15 protein-coding genes are annotated in these 17,573 nt (G+C 70.3%); 3 read left to right on the forward strand and 12 right to left on the reverse strand.

From position 1 onward, the window contains the following. Window positions 1–71: 71 nt before the first annotated feature. The 7 genes from LOK55_RS00980 to LOK55_RS01010 form a co-directional block, all read right to left on the reverse strand. Window positions 72–650 carry a hypothetical protein gene (locus LOK55_RS00980; RefSeq protein WP_229933863.1) on the reverse strand — a complete coding sequence of 193 codons (579 nt, stop codon included), beginning with the start codon at window positions 648–650 and terminating at the stop codon, window positions 72–74. Continuing rightward, the gene (locus LOK55_RS00985) at window positions 637–3,276 is read right to left on the reverse strand and encodes a multicopper oxidase domain-containing protein (protein WP_229933864.1); all 2,640 of its coding nucleotides are present in this window, start codon (window positions 3,274–3,276) and stop codon (window positions 637–639) included. The genes LOK55_RS00980 and LOK55_RS00985 overlap by 14 nt, the downstream gene beginning before the upstream one ends. After that, window positions 3,263–4,399, reverse strand: coding sequence for a hypothetical protein (locus LOK55_RS00990; protein WP_229933865.1), 1,137 nt, complete (start codon window positions 4,397–4,399; stop codon window positions 3,263–3,265). Before LOK55_RS00990 ends, LOK55_RS00985 begins: the two co-directional genes overlap by 14 nt. Window positions 4,400–4,449: 50 nt before the next feature. Then, window positions 4,450–4,620: a U32 family peptidase gene (locus LOK55_RS00995; protein WP_229933866.1), complete on the reverse strand. Its 171-nt coding sequence runs from the start codon at window positions 4,618–4,620 to the stop codon at window positions 4,450–4,452. A 383-nt stretch (window positions 4,621–5,003) separates the two neighbouring features. Beyond that, window positions 5,004–6,866, reverse strand: a complete 1,863-nt coding sequence (locus LOK55_RS01000; protein ID WP_229933867.1) for a helicase HerA-like domain-containing protein — start codon at window positions 6,864–6,866, stop codon at window positions 5,004–5,006. A 10-nt stretch (window positions 6,867–6,876) separates the two neighbouring features. Next, window positions 6,877–7,515, reverse strand: coding sequence for a phosphatase PAP2 family protein (locus LOK55_RS01005; protein WP_141379815.1), 639 nt, complete (start codon window positions 7,513–7,515; stop codon window positions 6,877–6,879). A gap of 46 nt (window positions 7,516–7,561) precedes the next feature. Further along, window positions 7,562–8,830 carry a multidrug effflux MFS transporter gene (locus tag LOK55_RS01010; protein ID WP_229934036.1) on the reverse strand — a complete coding sequence of 423 codons (1,269 nt, stop codon included), beginning with the start codon at window positions 8,828–8,830 and terminating at the stop codon, window positions 7,562–7,564. A 200-nt stretch (window positions 8,831–9,030) separates the two neighbouring features. Between LOK55_RS01010 and LOK55_RS01015 the strand changes: the two genes are divergently transcribed. Continuing rightward, window positions 9,031–9,738 (forward strand): DUF3105 domain-containing protein, encoded by a 708-nt coding sequence (locus LOK55_RS01015; RefSeq protein WP_229933868.1) that lies wholly within the window; start codon window positions 9,031–9,033, stop codon window positions 9,736–9,738. Further along, window positions 9,735–10,433, forward strand: a complete 699-nt coding sequence (locus LOK55_RS01020; RefSeq protein WP_229933869.1) for a DUF305 domain-containing protein — start codon at window positions 9,735–9,737, stop codon at window positions 10,431–10,433. The genes LOK55_RS01015 and LOK55_RS01020 overlap by 4 nt, the downstream gene beginning before the upstream one ends. 526 nt (window positions 10,434–10,959) lie before the next feature. Here LOK55_RS01020 and LOK55_RS01025 read toward each other — a convergent pair. The 5 genes from LOK55_RS01025 to LOK55_RS01040 form a co-directional block, all read right to left on the reverse strand. Further along, the gene (locus LOK55_RS01025) at window positions 10,960–12,333 is read right to left on the reverse strand and encodes a hypothetical protein (RefSeq protein ID WP_374107592.1); all 1,374 of its coding nucleotides are present in this window, start codon (window positions 12,331–12,333) and stop codon (window positions 10,960–10,962) included. A gap of 33 nt (window positions 12,334–12,366) precedes the next feature. After that, complete coding sequence (locus LOK55_RS14360; protein ID WP_353935920.1) at window positions 12,367–12,510, reverse strand: hypothetical protein; 144 nt, start codon at window positions 12,508–12,510, stop codon at window positions 12,367–12,369. Further along, window positions 12,510–13,496: a carbohydrate ABC transporter permease gene (locus LOK55_RS01030; protein WP_229933870.1), complete on the reverse strand. Its 987-nt coding sequence runs from the start codon at window positions 13,494–13,496 to the stop codon at window positions 12,510–12,512. Before LOK55_RS01030 ends, LOK55_RS14360 begins: the two co-directional genes overlap by 1 nt. Further along, complete coding sequence (locus LOK55_RS01035; RefSeq protein WP_229933871.1) at window positions 13,493–14,839, reverse strand: carbohydrate ABC transporter permease; 1,347 nt, start codon at window positions 14,837–14,839, stop codon at window positions 13,493–13,495. Before LOK55_RS01035 ends, LOK55_RS01030 begins: the two co-directional genes overlap by 4 nt. A gap of 106 nt (window positions 14,840–14,945) precedes the next feature. Continuing rightward, window positions 14,946–16,277: an ABC transporter substrate-binding protein gene (locus LOK55_RS01040; RefSeq protein WP_229933872.1), complete on the reverse strand. Its 1,332-nt coding sequence runs from the start codon at window positions 16,275–16,277 to the stop codon at window positions 14,946–14,948. Window positions 16,278–16,505: 228 nt separating this feature from the next. Here LOK55_RS01040 and LOK55_RS01045 point away from each other — a divergent pair, with 228 nt between their 5' ends. Continuing rightward, a complete protein-coding gene (locus tag LOK55_RS01045; RefSeq protein WP_196323907.1) occupies window positions 16,506–17,525 on the forward strand; it encodes a LacI family DNA-binding transcriptional regulator in 1,020 nt (339 codons plus the stop codon). The last annotated feature ends 48 nt before the right edge of the window (window positions 17,526–17,573 follow it).

Consider the following 17,573-nt stretch of genomic DNA (forward strand, 5'->3'; position numbering starts at 1 on the left):
CGATACGACCAGGAATTGACATCAGACTCTAGTATAGACTCGAAAATACATCACTGGCCCATTCACCTGGGCTACTTTGCGCTGAAGTTCATCGCTTTCGTGCGGAGATGCTCGAAACCCCGATGCCTTCGCCAATTCATCAAGAACCTCCGGCGGGACCAACTGAGATTCCTCGCTGAATCGTCGGGCCGTCGAGCCAGAGATCCAGACAAATTCCGCGTTGTAGCGGTCGCCCGCGGGTGCCCCGTGCGCGATGCGACGCGGTTGTCGGCGACCCACTGCAGCAGCGGCTCCTCCCACTCGGACAGCCATCCGAGCCACGCCGACTGGGCGCGCACGGCGAAGCGCGCACCGAGGTCGGCAACGGCGCCGAAGGGTGCATCGGCGGCGTCGAGCCGGGCGACGAGGTCGGCGGCGATGCGCTCGAGCTCGGGCAGCAGCTGGGCGACGGCGTCGGCATCCATGAACGGGTCGAGCAGGTGGCGCATCTCGGCGTGCGCCGCCCCGTCGAGCCCGTTGGGCACCTGCAGGTGGCGCGAGACGATGCTCGAGAAGGTCTCCGGGTCGTGCGCGAGGCGGACGACTTCAGCATGGTCGCCGATGACGAGGCGGCCCTTCTGATCGAGATGCACGCGGTCAGTCGTCGACATGGAAGATGCCCTTCGCGCCCTTCTCGGCGTCGCTCATGATGTGGGTGACGAACGGGTAGTCGCCGGCCTCGGGGAAGGTCAGCTCGACGAAGCCGCCCTGCGCGGGCTGCAGCGCGAGCGCCTGCGCTCCGCCGGGGTCGCCCTGCTGCAGCGTGTACGCGCCCTCGAAGTAGACCGTGTCGAACTGGCCGCCGACGATGTGGAACGACGAGGGCGTGTTGGGCCCGGCATCCAGCACCCACACCCGCACGCGTTCGCCGACCGTCGCGGTGAGCGGCTCGTACGCGTACTGGTTCGCGTAGCCGTTGAAGGTGACGAGGTCGGGCGTCTGCGCCGCGATCTTGTCGGCATCGGCCGTGTCACCCTGCGCACCGAGATACAACTCGCCCTGCACGAGCACGTACTCCACGTCGACGGGCGCCAGGTCGGGCGGATCGATGATGACCGCGCCGAACATTCCGTTTGCGATATGCATCGACATGGGCATGGTCGAGCAGTGATACATCCAGATTCCGGCGCGCGTCGCGGTGAACGTGTAGGTGAGCGTCTCGCCGGGCTGGATCGTCCGCATCGGCTCATTGGGCGCGAGCGACCCGGCATGGAAGTCGATCGAGTGGCCGATCGTGCCGTCGTTGACGAGGGTGATGATGAACGTGTCACCGATCTTGCCGCGCAGCACCGGACCAGGAGCGGTGCCTCCGAACGTCCACCGGGTCTGGCCGACACCGGGCGCGACGTCTTCGACGACCTCTTCCACTTTGAGCGTGATGCGGTGCACGGCGTCGGCGGATGCCGGGGCCAGCGCGGCAGGCCACCGCGTGAAGCCGTCCGCGGGCGTCGCCTCGAGGTCGATGTCGTCGGCAGCAGACGCCGCCGAGGCATCCGACGATCCTGACCCGTGGCCTGCGTGATCACCGCTCGCGGTGCCGCCATCGCCTGTGCCACCGGCCGGCGCGCCTGTCACGACGACGGTGAGCTCCATCCCCATCTGCCGGTGCCCTGCGATCGAGCACCAGCCGTCGAGGTCGGCGCCGATGAGGCCGACGTCGATCGTCTCGCTCTCGCCCGGGGCGAGCCGCTGCGTGCGCACGCCGTTGGCGAAGGTGAGGTCGTGCACGTCGGTGCCGGTGTTGTGGAACGTTACGACGAGGTCGTCGCCGTACGGCACCTCGATCTCGGCGGGCGTGAACCGCATGCCCGACACCTCGACCGTGATCTCGGTGACCTCGCCGGATGCCGTGACGTCGCCCCCGGCTGCCGTTGAGATGCCGACGGCGGCGGGGTCAGCGGCGACTCCCCCGGCGACGCACAGCGCGAGCACCGTGAAGGCGGCCGCGACCATGCCGACACGGCGCGGGGGCGCCGTGGGAGCGGCCGCGACGGGGACTCCGAGGCCGACCCGCCCGCTGCGGTCGGGGCTGTCGCCCTCGGCACGGCGCACGCGGCGCCCCACGACGATCGCGCGGATCGCGAGGACCAGGAACGCGATGACGACCCCGGCCGCCACGAACGACAGCAGCACGCGCGCGACCGACGGCATCGGCAGCAGGTACAGTACGATCGCACCGTTGAACGCCGTGACGCGGAACGCGGCGCCGCGATCGAGCACCTCGGCACCCGCTTTGGCGGCGGCGGGGCTGCCGAGCGCGACGACAGGCAGCAGATAGCTCATCGCTCCGGTCAGCAACTGCACCGCGAACCCGGCGACGAGGGGACCGAGCACCATGAGGTAGCTCTCGCGCAGCGTCACCCAGTCGGGACTGAGCGCGGCGATCACCGCAAGGCATACCGCCGCGACGACGACCCAGCCGTACGCGGCCGCGAGACTCCAGCCGGCGAAGGTGCCCGGCGGCATGCTACGCGCCTGCCGCCAGCCCTCGATGCCGATGCGGGCCGCCCCGACGATCCACATCGCCATGCCCAGGGTCACGAGCAGGCGCAGGTCGAGGAGGGGTCCGGATGCCGCGACGACGAGCCCCGCGATGAGCACGGGCAGGGCGAATCGTGCCCCGACATCCGCCGTGTCTGCCATACGCGCGTGCAGCACGGTCGGGAACAGCAGCACGAGCGTGCCGAGTGCGGTCAGGCCGATCCAGCCGTAGGCGTTGAGCACGAGGTGCGCCGTCACGAGCCGGTCGGTGAGGTCGGGGTCGCCCGCGGCGCTCATCGTGGCGCCGATCGCGATGCCGCCGAGGAACACGACGGCCGCCGCGACGTAGTACCGCACGAGCGGCCCGAACCGCGACGGCAGCGCACGGCGCAATTGCAGGAACAGCACGACGGCGTGCACGAGGATCGCGGCGGCGACGACCGACGCGCCGACGATCACGAGCGGGACGGATGCGGCGAGCACGCCCGCCACGACAAGGCCCGCGCCGACCGTATGCAGGCCCAATCGGATGCCGAGTCCGGCACGGCCCGCCGGCGCCTCACGCCGCAGCAGCGTGTCGGAGAAATGCTGCGACCAGATGAGGATCGCCGCCGTCACGGCGCCCAGCAGCGGCACGTGCACCATGAGCCACATCGGCTGCGACACGAATCGGTGGATCGTCACGGCGACGACCGTCAGCACGATCCACGTGAGCACGACCGCGTTGGTCAGCAGATACCAGTTACGCCGGGACACGACCGCGGCTCCTTTCCCGTGTGGGGGCAGTGCGGGCGGCGCGGCCGGCCCGCAGCGAGACGACAACGACCGTCACGCCGAACCCGAGGATCGCGACGGCGGCGCCGACGCCACCCGCCTGCAGCCCGAGGGTCAGTCCCCACGCGTCGCCGACGACGACGCGCACGAGCAGTGACAGTTGCAGGAGGGCGACCGGCACGTACAGCGCGACGTGGTACGGGATCCGCACGCCAAGGACGGCCGGGAGGATGACGGGCGCGTGCGCCATGATCATCGTGATCACGAACCCGAGGAAGACCGCGTGCGTCGTGGCGTCGTAGATGACTCCTTCGGTGCGCGCGCCGCCCAGCAACCACCCGGCACCCGCGACAGCGAGCCACGCGTAGCCCGCGAGCAGGCATACCGCGACGTACCGCGGCAGCCCCGGCATCCGCACCGTCGCACGGGCGACGTCGTACCGCAGCAGCCACGCGACGACGCCCAGCAACAGGATGCCTGCCACCGGCACCGCGACCACGGGGGTCGTGAGACTCAGGATGGCGACCGCCGACAGCGCGAGCGACAAGGCGAACAAGAGGCGTTCGGCGCGGATGCCGGGAGCCGCGATGCGGGCGAGCTCGAGCCGCTCGCCCGTGATCGTGAGGATGAGGAAGACCGCAAGCAGCGGCACGAGCCGCGGAGCGGGAACGCCGGCGCACCACACGACCGCCGCGACGAGCCCCGTCACGGCGCCGAGTCCCTGGATCGCGGTCGCCGTCATCGGCTGGCGCGCCCAGATCGCGCGGTACTGCAGCGCATGCACCGCCATACCGACGGCGATCGCGGCCTGGCCGGCGATGACCGGCACCGGCGTGAGCGCGAGGATCGTACCCGCCGCGAGCAGTGCGGGCGCGGCATAGGCCCACGCCGCGCGAAGCGCGACGGCGCGTTCGAGGCTGATGAGAGTGCCGACGAACCCGAACACCATGAGCGCCGAGTGCAGTTCGGGCAGCCGCGCGCTGACGATCGGCAGCGCGACGCCCATGAGCAGCAGCCCCGCGACGAGGCCCAGCACGAGCAACCCCGCGGCGGGGATCACCAGCAGCAGGCGCGGCCAGGTGCGGCGGCGCGCGGAGGTGTCCATACTCCGACGCTAGGCCCCCGCGCGCGGCGATGGGGCGGGGATGACCGTGGTTATCTCCGGCGGCTACCTGGCACGGCCGCGGCGGCTACCTCTGGCGTCGACAGGTCCCGCGCGAACGCGACGACGTCGTCGTGCGAGGGGATGCGAGTGAACCCGAGCCGCGGGTAGAAGGCAATCGCGCCGGTGTTGCGCACGTCGGCCGCCAGGTGCAGGCCGTTCACCCCGCGCCCCCGCAGCACCGCGATCGCCGCCGTCGAGGCGGCCGTCGTCGGTCAGGGCGACCAATGCGAGATCGGGATGCCGCGCCACATACGGCAAGACGAACACGGCCGCCCACAGGTCGTTGTCGACGAGGATGCCGGTGGCACCCGCCCCGGCATCCGCCGTCTTCAGGCAGACCTCGGCGAGCGCCGCTTCGTCCCCCGCGCCGTCCCCTCCTCGCCCCGCTCTGCCGGGCCCCCTCCGTCCGCGAGACTGCGTTTCTGCACCGAGACTGCGTTTCTGCACCGAGACTGCGTGTCCGCAGTCTCGGCGCCAAACCGCAGTCTCGCGGATAAGGGTGGGTGCGCCCGGCGGCGCGCACGCCGCCCACGCAGGGCGCGGGTCAGCGCCGGCCGGTGCCGAACACCCCGCGGATGACCGAGTTCAGGATCGTCTGGGTCGACTTGGAGTTCAGGATCTTGTCGAGCGGCGAGACATCCGCCTTGCGCGTCGTGCGCGTCGTGCGGCTCTTGGCGGTACCGCCGGTTGCCTTCATGAGGCGGTCGTACTCGCGCTGGCGCTCCTTCTCGGCGGCCGCGTCGGCCTTCGCGATCGCGGCCTGCTGTTTCGCGAGTTCCTTGTCGGCGGCAGCCTTGGCCTTGGCGGCTTCCGCCGCGGCATCGGCTTCGGCGGCGGCGTTCATCTTCGCGGTGAGGATCTCGCGCGCCGACTCGCGGTCGATGGGCGTGCCGTACTTCGCCAGCAGCGGCGACGCCTTCACTGCGCGTTCGATGTCGGGGTCGGGCGTCGGCGACATGAGCCCCTGCGGAGCGCGCAGCCGCGTCCACGCGACGGGCGTCGGCGCGCCCTTCTCGCTCATGACGGTGACGATCGCCTCACCGGTGCCGAGCTCCTGCAGCACGCGCTCGAGGTCGTACCCGCTCTTGGGGTAGGTGCCGACGGTCGCACGCAGCGCCTTCGCGTCGTCGGGCGTGAAGGCGCGGAGCGCGTGCTGCACGCGCGAGCCCAGCTGCCCGAGCACGTCGGACGGCACGTCCTTCGGCGTCTGCGTGACGAAGAACACGCCCACACCCTTCGAACGGATCAGGCGCACGGTCTGCGTGATCGCCGCGAGGAAGTCCTTCGAGGCATCCTTGAACAGCAGATGCGCCTCGTCGAAGAAGAACACAAGTTTCGGCTTGTCGAGATCGCCGACCTCGGGCAGCAGCTCGTAGAGCTCGGCGAGCAGGTACATGAGGAACGTCGAGAACAGCGTCGGCTTGTCGGCGACGCCCGGCACCTCGAGCAGCGAGATGACGCCGCGCCCGTCGGGGGCGGTGCGCAGGAAGTCGTGCACGTCGAACTCGGGCTCGCCGAAGAACACGTCGGCGCCGTCGTCGGCGAAGGTGATGAGCTCACGCAGGATCACCCCGGCCGTCGCGGACGACAGCCCGCCGAGCTCCTTCAGCTCACCCTTGCCCTCGTCGCTCGTGAGGTAGCTGAGCACGGCGCGCAGGTCGGAGAGGTCGACGAGGGCGAGACCGTTCTCGTCGGCGTAGTGGAACACGAGGCCGAGGCTCGACTCCTGCGTCGCGTTGAGCCCGAGCACCTTGCTCAGCAGCAGCGGCCCGAACCCCGACACGGTCGCGCGCACCGGCACGCCCTTGCCGATGCCGCCGAGGGCGAAGTACTCGGTGACGGATGCCTCGGGCTTCCAGTCCTGCCCGATCGCCTGCGTGCGGGCGAGGAGCTTCTCGTTCGACTCCCCCGGCGTCGCGACGCCCGACAGGTCGCCCTTCATGTCGGCGGCGAACACGGGCACGCCCTTCGCGGCGAGCTGCTCGGCGAGGCCCTGCAGCGTACGCGTCTTGCCCGTGCCGGTGGCGCCGGCGACGAGCCCGTGCCGGTTCATCATGCCGAGCGGGATGCGGATCTGCGCGGTCGGCACCGGGTCGCCGTTCATCAGCGCACCGAGGTCGAGCGTCTCGCCGTCGAACGCGTACCCCGCCGTGATCGCGGCGACCTCGTCGGCGTCGAGGGGGCCGGATACCGCGTCGGCGGCGGCCGGTGCGGGCTCGGGAGCGGGTTCGGCAGGCGCCGGCGCCGCGTCGGCGGGCTCCGCGGGTGAATCCGCGGCATCCGCGGCATCGGCGGCGGCGCGGGCGGCGGCGAGCGCCGCCTTCGCCTGAGCGAGCTTGAGGGCGGCCTCGGCCGCTTCTGCTTCGGCCTGCAGTCGGGCCAGTTCCGCGTCGTCGGCAGCGTTCATGGCGCTCAGCCTAGCGATCCGGGCGACGGGCCTCACGGTCGAGAGCGGGCGTGAAGAACGCCGCGACCACGAGCGCCGCGCCGAGCCCGGCGAGCGTGCCGCCGACGGTGTCGGTAAACCAGTGCGCGTGCACGCCGGTGCGGCTGAACGCCATCGCGAACACCCACGCGGCTCCGACGATCGCGACCCACAGCCGCGGCACGATCACGACCGCGATGACCGCCAGGGTCGCCGCGTTGGCCGTGTGCCCCGAGGGGTACGAGCCATGGTCGGAGACGACGATCATGTCCTCGGGGCGCGCGCGGCCGAACATCGCCTTCAGCACCTGCACGATCAGGGCGCTGCCGGCCGAGGCGCACAGCGCGAACAACGCGCCCCACGGGCGCCGTAGGGCGAGCAGGATCGCCGCCGTGCCCAGCGGCACGACGAAGGTCGCGAACCAGCCGCCGCCGAGGAAGTTCAGCACGAGCGCGAGCGGCCGGAGGAAGGAGAACACGTCGACGAACGAGTTCCACCAGTCGTCGATGTCGATGTCGACCTCGAGGGTGATCTGAATGCCGAGGCCGATCGCCAGCACGATCAGCACGACCCCGATCACCAGGCGCTGCAGTCCCGTCGTCTCGACCTCGTCGTCCACCGGTGCGCTCATCGACCCATTGTGGCAGGCGTGGCGCGAACCCCCGCGCCGCGGACACTCATGGCGCGAGCCGCTGCACGGTGCGCGGGCGGACGATCAGCCACAACGACAGGCATCCGATCACGGCGCAGCCGACCATGACCGAAGCCATCGTCGTAGCGGTGATGCCGGCGTCGCGGGCGATCCAGCCGACGATCGGCGAGATGAGCCCGGCGACGCCGAAGTTGGAGGCGCCGATGATGGATGCCGCGGTGCCGGCGGCCTTGCCGTGCCGGTCGAGCGCCAGCACCTGCACGCACGGGAAGGTGAAGCCGCATGCGGTCATGAAGACGAACAGGGCGGCCATCGTCGGCCAGAGGCCGAGCCCCAGCTGATCGAACACGATGATCGCGGCCGAGGCGAGGACGAGCGTGGCGGTCGAGAACGCGAGCACCCACTGCGGCCCGAAGCGGGCGGCGAGCCGCGACGCGGTCTGCACGCCGAGCACCACGCCGAGCGAGTTGACCGCGAACAGCATCCCGTACTGCTGCGCGTCGAAGCCGTACCCCTCCTGGAAGAGGAACGACGAGGAGGACAGGTAGGAGAAGAGGCCGGAGAAGGTCATACCGCCGATGATCAGCACGCCGATGAACACCCGGTCGCTGAAGACGCTGCGGTAGCGCTGCAGCACCGTCGCGCCGCCGTTCGCGCCGCGGCGGGCCTTGGGCAGCGTCTCGGGCACGAGCGCGATCGCCGAGACGAGCATGACGGCGCCGTACACGGCGAGCACGACGAAGATGCCGCGCCAGGGCATGACCGCGAGAAGCGCCGAGCCGATGAGCGGCGCGATGACGGGCGCGACGCCCGAGACGAGGGCGAGCCGGCTCAGCATCACCACGAGGCGACGGCCGCCGAACAGGTCGCGCACGATCGCCATGGCGACGACGCCGCCGGCGGCTGCGCCCATGCCCATCAGCACGCGGGCGATGGCGAGGAGCGTGAGATCGGGGGCGAGCGCCGCGCCGATGCTCGCGATCACGTGCAGTGCGGTCACCGCGAGCAGCGGCCGGCGACGGCCGACCTTGTCGCTCAGCGGGCCGACGATGAGCTGGCCGAGCGCGAAGCCGATCATCGTGCCGGTGAGGGTGAGCTGGATCGCCGCAGCCGTCGTCTGGAAGTCCTGCTGCAGCACCGGGAACGCGGGCAGGTACAGATCGATCGTGAAGGGGCCGAGCGCCGTGAGCGCGCCGAGCAGGATGATGTAGACGACCCGGCGGCCGGTGCCGATGGCGTCGCCCGGGTGCAGCACGATCGGCGCCGTCGCGGGGTTCGCGCCGAGCGTGCGGATCGCGCCGGTCTGGGCAGCGGGCGTGGAGGAGGTGGAGGGCGAAGCGGTGTCGCGAACGGGGTCCCGTCGTTCGAAACGATTCGGCAAAACCCGTCCATCGTATCGCTCCCAGCCTTCTCCCCGGCCGGGGTCGTATCCGAGCACATAGAATCGTGCTGTCCTCCCGCTCCGCGGGCTGCACCCGAGCCGAGATCACGCACATGACCCCGACCTCCTCCGGCAAGCGTCAGAGCGGCAACCCCGCCACGCAGGCCGCGATCGACCTCACCGTCAAGCAGCAGCGCGAGCAGCAGAAGCAGCAGAAGCTCGCCGAATACGAGCGTCAGCTCGCCCGGCGCCGCCGCGGCCGCCTCACCTGGTGGATCGTCGGCTCCGCCGCCGGCCTCGTCGTGATCGCGCTGATCGCGGCATCCATCATCTTCACGCCGAAGCCCGCGACCTACGACGCCGGCGGCACAGGCGCCGAGATCGAGGGCGTCGAGACGTTCACGAACGAGACTCAGCACGTCGAGGGCACCGTCGACTACCCGCAGAACCCGCCCGCGGGCGGCCCGCACAACCAGTACTGGCTGAACTGCGGCGTCTACGACCAGCCGCAGCAGAACGAGAACGCGGTGCACTCGCTCGAGCACGGCGCCGTCTGGGTCACCTACGACGCGTCGCGGGTGAGCGGCGACGAGCTGGCCACCCTGACCTCGCACCTGCCGTCGAGCTACGCGATCCTCTCGCCGTACGAGGGCCTGCCGAGCCCGATCGTGCTGTCCGCGTGGAACGCACAGCTGAAGCTCGACAGCGCCTCCGACCCGCGCATCGGCGAGTTCTTCGAGGAGTACTGGCGCAGCCAGAACGTGCCCGAGCCCGGCGCCGCGTGCACCGGCGCCATCGACGGGCCCGGCAAGACGTCGTGACCTCGGCGCCCGGGGCCGCGCCCGCAGAACGCACCGGCCGCAGCCTGCCGCCGTGGTGGGCGGTGCTGCTCGTGGCGATCGCCGTGGCGGGGGTCGCCTTCGCAATCGGCCGGTTCACGACGTTCGCCGCCGCCCCGGCCACGCCCGGCACCGACTCGCCCGAGGCGGGGTTCGCCCGCGACATGCAGGTGCACCACGGCCAGGCGGTCGAGATGGCGATGGACATCTACCGCACCACCGAGAACGACGACGTGCGGGTGCTGGCCTACGACATCGCGACCACCCAGTCGGCGCAGAAGGGCGAGTTCTACGACTGGCTCGTGAAGTGGAACCTGCCCCAGCGCGGCGCCCCACTCATGTCCTGGATGCAGGGGTGGACGGATGCCTCGGGCTCCGATCACGAGCACGGCGGCGGGTCCGCGCCGGCATCCGAGGCCGAGCTCATGACCCAGATGGGGATGGCGAGCGCCGCCGACCTCGCCCAGCTGCGCGCCGAGTCGGGCACCGCCGCCGACTGCACGTTCCTGCGGCTGATGATCCGCCACCACGAGGGCGCGGTGCCGATGGCGGAGGCCCTCCTCGACCTCGGCAGCGAGCCGCGCACGCTGCAGGTCGCCGAATCGATCCGCGCCACCCAGTCGGCCGAGATCGACCTGATGACGAGCCTGCGCGCGGGCCTCGCCTGCACCGACTGACGCGCCGCCCTCGCACCGGCGCCGCCCTCACCCGGCGTGCAGCCCTCACCCGGGGCCACCCTCACCCGGCGTGCAGCACCGGGCGGGGGCGCCCACAGCGCGATGAGCACGAGCAGGTAGACCACGATCTGCGCCGCCGCCCACCAGCTCCACTCCCGCGCGAGGGCGAGGGTCCACGCCTGCAGCACGATCAGCGCGGCGGCGAGGAGCGTGACGAACAGGCGGGACAGTCCGCTCCCCCGCGACAGCCCCGCCGCGGCGGCGACCGAGAGCAGTCCGAACAGGATGATCCCGGCGCCGCCGAGCGAGACGATCACGACGAGGTCGGCGGGCACCTCATAGCGGCTCAGCAGGAACAGCACGCCGAACATCGCGCTCGCGAGCCCGCCGAGGTAGACCGCCACGACCGCGAGGGTCACCGGAACCGGACGGGATACCGCCTGCGGATGCGGCACCGTCGGGTGCGCGGAGGCGTCGACGAGCGTGCGGGCGACGTAGCGGCGCTGCACGAGCCGCACGATCTCGATCAGGCACACCGCCACCAGGCGAGCGGCGGAGGAACCCCGGGGTGTAGCGCTGGGCGTTCGGCATCAGCGCGAGGAAGAACGCGGGGATGCCGATCGTCAGCCCGTCGGTGATAGACAGCTGCCGCGGCAGGAACGGGAACTCCAGCACCAGGATTCCGAAGAGCACCGCCAGAAGCGTCGCGTAGACGGTCTTGGTGAGGAAGAGCATCGAGATGCGTTCGATGTTCGCGATCACCTGAGATGATGCGGATGCCGACGCCCTGCTCGCGGAAGTACTCGAGGGTCTGCGCGGCATCGCTGCGCCCCTTCTCACGGAACGTGAGCACCGCGACGGCCAACAGCCCCGCGGGGAGCTCTTCCGCGTCGGCGCTCTGGTCGGTCAGCGAGTGCGCGCTGAACCCGAGCACGAGCGTGCGCCGTCCGCTCGACGCGCGCTCGATCACGGCCGCGCCGAGAGGGTCGGCCTCGTCGCCGGCGGGCGCGCCGAAGACCATCTCCGGCGCCCCGAGCACCCACGTGCCCGGCGCGTCGTCGAACGACACCGCGCTCCACTTGCGCGCCGACGAGAACGCGATCGTCAGCGCCGCGCGACGCGGCGGCTCATCCCCGAAGGGCGCGGCGAGCGTGCGGGCGGTGGCGTTGGCATCCGGTGCCGTGCCGTACCAGCCGAGCGTGCGCTGCCAGCCCGGTGCCTGAGCCAGGACGAACGCGTCGCCGTAGACGATGTCGCCCTCGGTGAGGGTGCCCGTCTTGTCGAGGCAGACGACGTCGACCCGGGCGAGCCCCTCGACGGCGGGCAGTTCGTTGACGAGCACCTGCCGCGAGGCGAGGCGCGCGGCGCCGACGGCGAAGGCGATGGATGTCATGAGCGCGAGCCCGTGCGGGATCATCGCCGTCACCGACGCGATCGTCGCGGTCGGCGCGTCGACCCACGCGCCGGTCCGGCACGCCTGCCGCCACCCGCCGAGGACCTGCATCTGGGCGTTGAGGACGAGGAGCCCCACGGGACCGATCGCCCAGCCCACCCAGCCGAGCACGCGGTTGATCGAGTCGCGGAGCTCCGACCCGACGAGCGAGAACCGCTTCGCCTCGCCGGCGAACGCGTTGGCGTAGGCATCCGCGCCCACGACCTGCGCGTCGGCGGGCAGCTGGTCGCCCGCGCGCAGGACGAGGACGTCTCCGAGCACGACGTCGCCGGGCGGGATCTCGGCCTCCGCCCCGTCGCGACGCACACGCGCCGTCGAGGCGTTCAGCAGGGCCAGCTTGTCGAGGGCGGCCTTCGCTCGGAACTCCTGCAGCGAGCCGATGAGCGCGTTGCCGATCGCGGCGAAGCCGAACAGGGCGTCCTGCCAGCGGCCGATGACGAACAGCACGCCGAAGCAGGCGAAGACGATCCCGTTGAACAGCTAGACGTTCGCGCGGATGATGCTCCACGCGCTGCGGCTCGTCTCGGCCCGATACGCGTTGCCCTGCCCCGCGACGGCGCGGCGCGCGGCCTCGGCGCCCGTCAGCCCGACGACGGGGTCGACGGGCGCCTCGAGGCTCGGCATCAGCCCTTCGTCGCCCCCGCGAGGAGGCCGCGCACGAAGAAGCGCTGCAGCAGGAAGAACACGATCAGCGGCACGAGGATCGAGATGAACGTGCCTGCCGCCTGCAAGAACCACTGGTCGCCCCACGTGCCCGACAGGGAGTTGAGCGACTGGGTGATCGGCAGCGACGTCGACGGGGCGAAGATCGTCGCCACGAGCAGGTCGTTCCACACCCAGATGAACTCCAGCACCGCGAACGAGGCGAGGGCGGGCGCGGCCAGCGGCAGGATCATCCGCAGGAAGATCTGCCCGTGTCCGGCGCCGTCGACCCGCGCCGCCTCGATGACCTCGCTCGGGATCTCGGCGATGAAGTTGTGCAGGAGGAACACCGCCAGCGGCAGCGCGAAGATCACGTGCGCGATCCACACCGTCGCGAAGCTGTGCTCGAGACCGCGCAGCTCGAGCGGCGGGAACACGGTGACCTCGCCGATCGACAGGCCGCGGGAGAAGAGGCTCAGCAGCGGCACGAGCGCCATCTGCAGCGGCACGATCTGCAGCGCGAACACCGCGATGAACGCGATGTTGCGCCCGGGGAAGTCGATCCACGCGAACGCGTAGGCGAGCATCGCGGCGATCGCGAGGGCGAAGAAGACGACCGGGATCGTGATCGCGAGCGAGTTGATGAACGACTGCCCGAGGGTGAGAGCCGTACCGCCCGAGGTGAGCGCCTTCTGGTAGTTCTCGAGCGTGAACGACGGGTCGGTGAACACCGTCCACCAGCCTGTGCTCTGCACGTCGGAACCGGGACGGAACGACGTGACGAACAGGCCGAAGGTCGGGATCGTCCAGAAGAACGCGATGATGAGCGCCGCGATGGTCGCGCCCTTGGAGGTGAGGCGCTTGCGCGCCATCGCCTCGTGCTTGCGCGTGTCGCGCGCGACCTGGCGCGCGGAGCGACCGTCGAAGGTCGGTCCGGGTGCTTCGATGACATCCACTCCGGTGCTCATCGGATCTCCCTCTGCTTGCGGATCTGGATGATGTTGAAGACGATCAGCGGCGTCACGAAGATGAACAGCACCACGGCGAGCGCCGCCGAGTGTCCGTAGCTCTGGAACCGCTGCTGCTGGTTGACCATCTCGAAGGCGAGCACCGAGGTGTTCGCCCGGCCGCCGGTCATCACCGCGACGATGTCGTAGATCTTCAGCGACGCGATGGCGATGGTGGTGACGACCACGACGATCGACGAGCGGATGCCCGGGACGGTGACGTTGCGGAATCTCTCCCACGCGTTCGCACCGTCGAGCTCTGCCGCCTCGATCTGCTCGGCCGGCACCGCCTTGATCGCGGCGGAGAGGATCACCATCGCGAGGCCGGTCTGGCTCCAGATGAAGACGACCATGAGCAGGAAGCTGTTCACGAGCGGCGTGACGCTCAGCCAGGCGACCGGGTCGCCGCCGAAGGCGGTGACGATCGCGTTCAGGATGCCCAGCTGGTCGCCCTGCCGGTAGTCGTAGACGAACTTCCAGATGATGCCGGCGCCGACGAACGAGATCGCGAAGGGCATGAAGATCAGCACCTTCAGGAACTTCTCACCGCGCGCCCGGTCGATGAACGCCGCGTAGGCGAGCCCCACGACCGTCGCGATCGTCGGGCACACGAGCACCCAGATCAGCGTGTTGACGACCGACCAGAGACCCTCGGGCTGGGTGAAGACCCAGACGTAGTTCTCCATGCCGACGAACTGGTCGCCGGTCTTGTCGTAGAACGACTGGAAGAACGTCGCGATGAACGGGTAGATGAGACCGATCAGCAACAGCACGACGGCGGGAGCGGCGAACAGCACCAGCTGGAAGAGGTAGCCCGCGCCCTGTCGGGAGCGGTAGTCGAGCCAGAAGAGCACCGCCCCGGCGAGCACGGCGATGCCGAAGACGTAGATGAAGGCGTTCTGGTACGGGCGCAGCAGCATGAGCGCGAGCACCGGGATCGCGAAGCAGGCGACCAGTCGGATCCAGAAGTAGACCCGGCCCGGCCGCGGCGCGAACTCGATCAGCACGAGGATGATCCCGACGACCGCCGCGAAGATCACGAGGATGATCGGGATCTGCACGAGCGGGTTCATCGCCCCGAGCCACTGGAACAGTGCCGTGAGCGAGAAGCCCGGGATGACGATCTTCGCGGGGTCTTCGACCGGGGTGCTGAGGATCAGCAGCACCAGAAGGGCGAGCATGAGGGCGAGCATCACGGTGGCGACGATCGCCGTCGTGCGCGTGGAGTAGCGCCGGCGCGTGCCGCCGGTCGGCGGGGTGGCATCGGCCAGGCGGGCGGGTGGCGCGGTGGTGGTGTCGGTCATCGAGACTCTCCGGTACGGCAGCGGACGCGGAACGTGAGGCGAGCGTACTGCGGGCGGGGCGCCGGTGTCGGCATCCCGCCCGCAGTGCTCACGCGATCCGGGCGGATCAGTTGTTGTAGCCGGCCTGGATGTCGGAGAGGACCGTGGCCTGGTCCTTGCCGTCGATCCAGTCGACCATGCCCTTCCAGAACGAGCCCGAGCCGACGGTGGCCGGCATGAGGTCGGACGCGTCGAAGCGGACGGTCGTGTTGGGATCCTGCAGGAGCTTCATCGCCTCGACGAGGAACTCGCTGGATGCCTTGTTCGGGTCGGCCTTGAGGTTGGCCGAGATCGCGCCACCCTCGCTGACGCGTGCGTCGGCGAACTCCGGCGACGACATGAACACGAGCACCTTCTTCGTGGCGTCGCTGTCGGAGAAGCCCGCGACGAACTCGCCGCCGACCTCGATGGTCGCCGAGCCCTCCTCGTAGCCGGGCAGCACGAACGCGTAAACGTCACCGTCGGGAGCGACCTTGGGGGCCTCGCCCGCGGCCGTCTTCACCGTCAGGAAGTTGGCGGTGAGGAACGACGCCTGGTGCGTCATGGGGCACGTACCGTCGGCCACCTTCGCGGCGACGTCGCCGAACGCCGTGTCGTTGATGCTCTTCACGTCGCCGAAGCCGGCGTTGACGTACGACGGGTTCAGCAGGATGTCTCCGACCGCGGTGAACGCGTCGGCGATCGGCTTGTCGGTGAACTTGACGTCACCGGCGACCCACTGGTCGTAGACGTCGGGGCCGGACTGGCGAAGCACGAGGTCCTCGATCCAGTCGGTGCCGGGCCACCCCGACGCGTCACCCGATTCGAACCCGGCGCACCACGGGGCGGCGCCGGTCTTCTCCTGGATGGTCTTGGTGAGGGTGAGCAGCTCGTCCCACGTCTTCGGGACCTCGACACCCCACTCCTTGAAGTTCGCCGGCGAGTACCAGACGTAGCCCTTGATGTTCGCGAGCATCGGTGCGGCGTAGAACGTGTCGTCGAACGTGCCGTACTTCTTCCATTCGGGCGACCAGTTGGCATCCACGTTCTTTTCGACCTCTTCGGGCGCCGGCTTGACTTCGCCCGTGTCGACCAGGCTCTTGAGCAGACCCGGCTGCGGCACGATCGCGATGTCGGGCGCGTCTCCACCGGTCACCTTGGTGACGATGTTGCCCTCGAAGCCCTTGTCACCGCTGTACGTGACCTTGACCCCGCTGTCCTTGCTCCAGTCGTCGAAGACCTTCTGCAGCGCGTCGGCCTCGGAGCCCGTGATGCCGCCGGCGATCCGGACGGTGCCGCCCGCGTCGCCGCTGCTGTCACCCCCGCTCGAACCGCCGCCTTCCGCGCAGCCCGCCAGGGCGAGCCCCGCCACGCCCATGATGGCCAGAGGCGCGATCCAGCGCCGCCGTGACATCCCCATGTGATTCCTCCTCATTGAGTGCGTCGGATGATTCCTGATGCACACCGGCCCCGTGGGGAACCGGTTCCAGGCCAAGCTACTGGAGGCTCTCGTCTCATTCAAGAACGCTCAGATCACAACTGGATAACACGTGCACCGCCGCACGGGAGAACGCGTGATACTGTCAGCAACCGGTTCCAGATCGGTCCCCCCACCCCGCACGCACGATCCGCTCGAGGAGGAGCGAAGATGGCAGGCATCGCCGATGTCGCTGCTCGCGCCGGCGTCTCCAAGGCGACGGCCAGTCGCGCCCTCAGTGGCATCGGCTACGTCTCCACCGAGACGCAGAGGCGCGTCCGTCGCGCCGCCGAGGAGCTCGGCTACGTGCCCTCGGCCGGCGCGGTGGGGCTCGCCACGGGGCGCACGCAGAACATCGGCGTAGTCATGCCCTACGTCAACCGATGGTTCTTCGCGGAGGTGCTCGAGGGCATCCAGCAGGCGCTCCTCGAAGAGGGGCTCGACCTGACGCTCTACGACGCGAAGCCGGGAACGGCGGGGCGCGCTCGGATCTTCGACGACTTTCTCGCGCGCAAGCGCTTCGACGGGCTCATCGCGGTCGGTCTCGAACCCGTCGATCGCGAGCTCGAGATGCTCACCCGCATCGACCGGCCGATCGTCAGCGTGGTCGGCACGAGCGACCTCACGAGCGTCGTCGCCGTCGACGACGACTATGCGGCCCGCCGTGCGACCGAGCACCTCATCGCTCTCGGCCATCGTGAGATCGCCTTCGTGGGCGGAGCGCCGGCCTCGCACTGGGCGCACGTCGACCAGCGCCGGCTTGCGGGCTACACGCTCGCCATGGAGCAGGCCGGGCTCGGGGCGCAGGTGCGCCACGTGCACTCCGAGGTCACCCTGCCCGGCGGCTACGCGGCGGCCGCCGACCTGCTCAGCGACACGCGCCACCGCCCCACGGCGATCGTGGGGGTGTGCGACGAGGTAGCGATCGGCGCGATCATCGCCGCGCGGCGGCTCGGCATCCAGGTGCCGTCGGGGCTCAGCGTCGTGGGGATCGACGACCACGAGTTCGCCGAGATGTTCGCGCTGACCACCCTGCAGCAGGTGCCGCGAGATCAGGGGCGCAGCGCGGTCGCCGTGCTCCTCGCGGAGATCGCCGATCCGGCGCGCGAGCGCACGGAGCTCCGGATGCCGGCGCGCCTGGTCGTCCGCAGTTCGACGGCGGCCCTCCAGGACGACGCGTTCGGTCTCTGAGGGACAACCTCACGCCCCGTGGAACGCGGAAGACCCCCGGGCACCGCC

The sequence above is a fragment of the Microbacterium sp. F2E genome (assembly GCF_020905435.1).
Lineage (GTDB): Bacteria > Actinomycetota > Actinomycetes > Actinomycetales > Microbacteriaceae > Microbacterium > Microbacterium lacticum.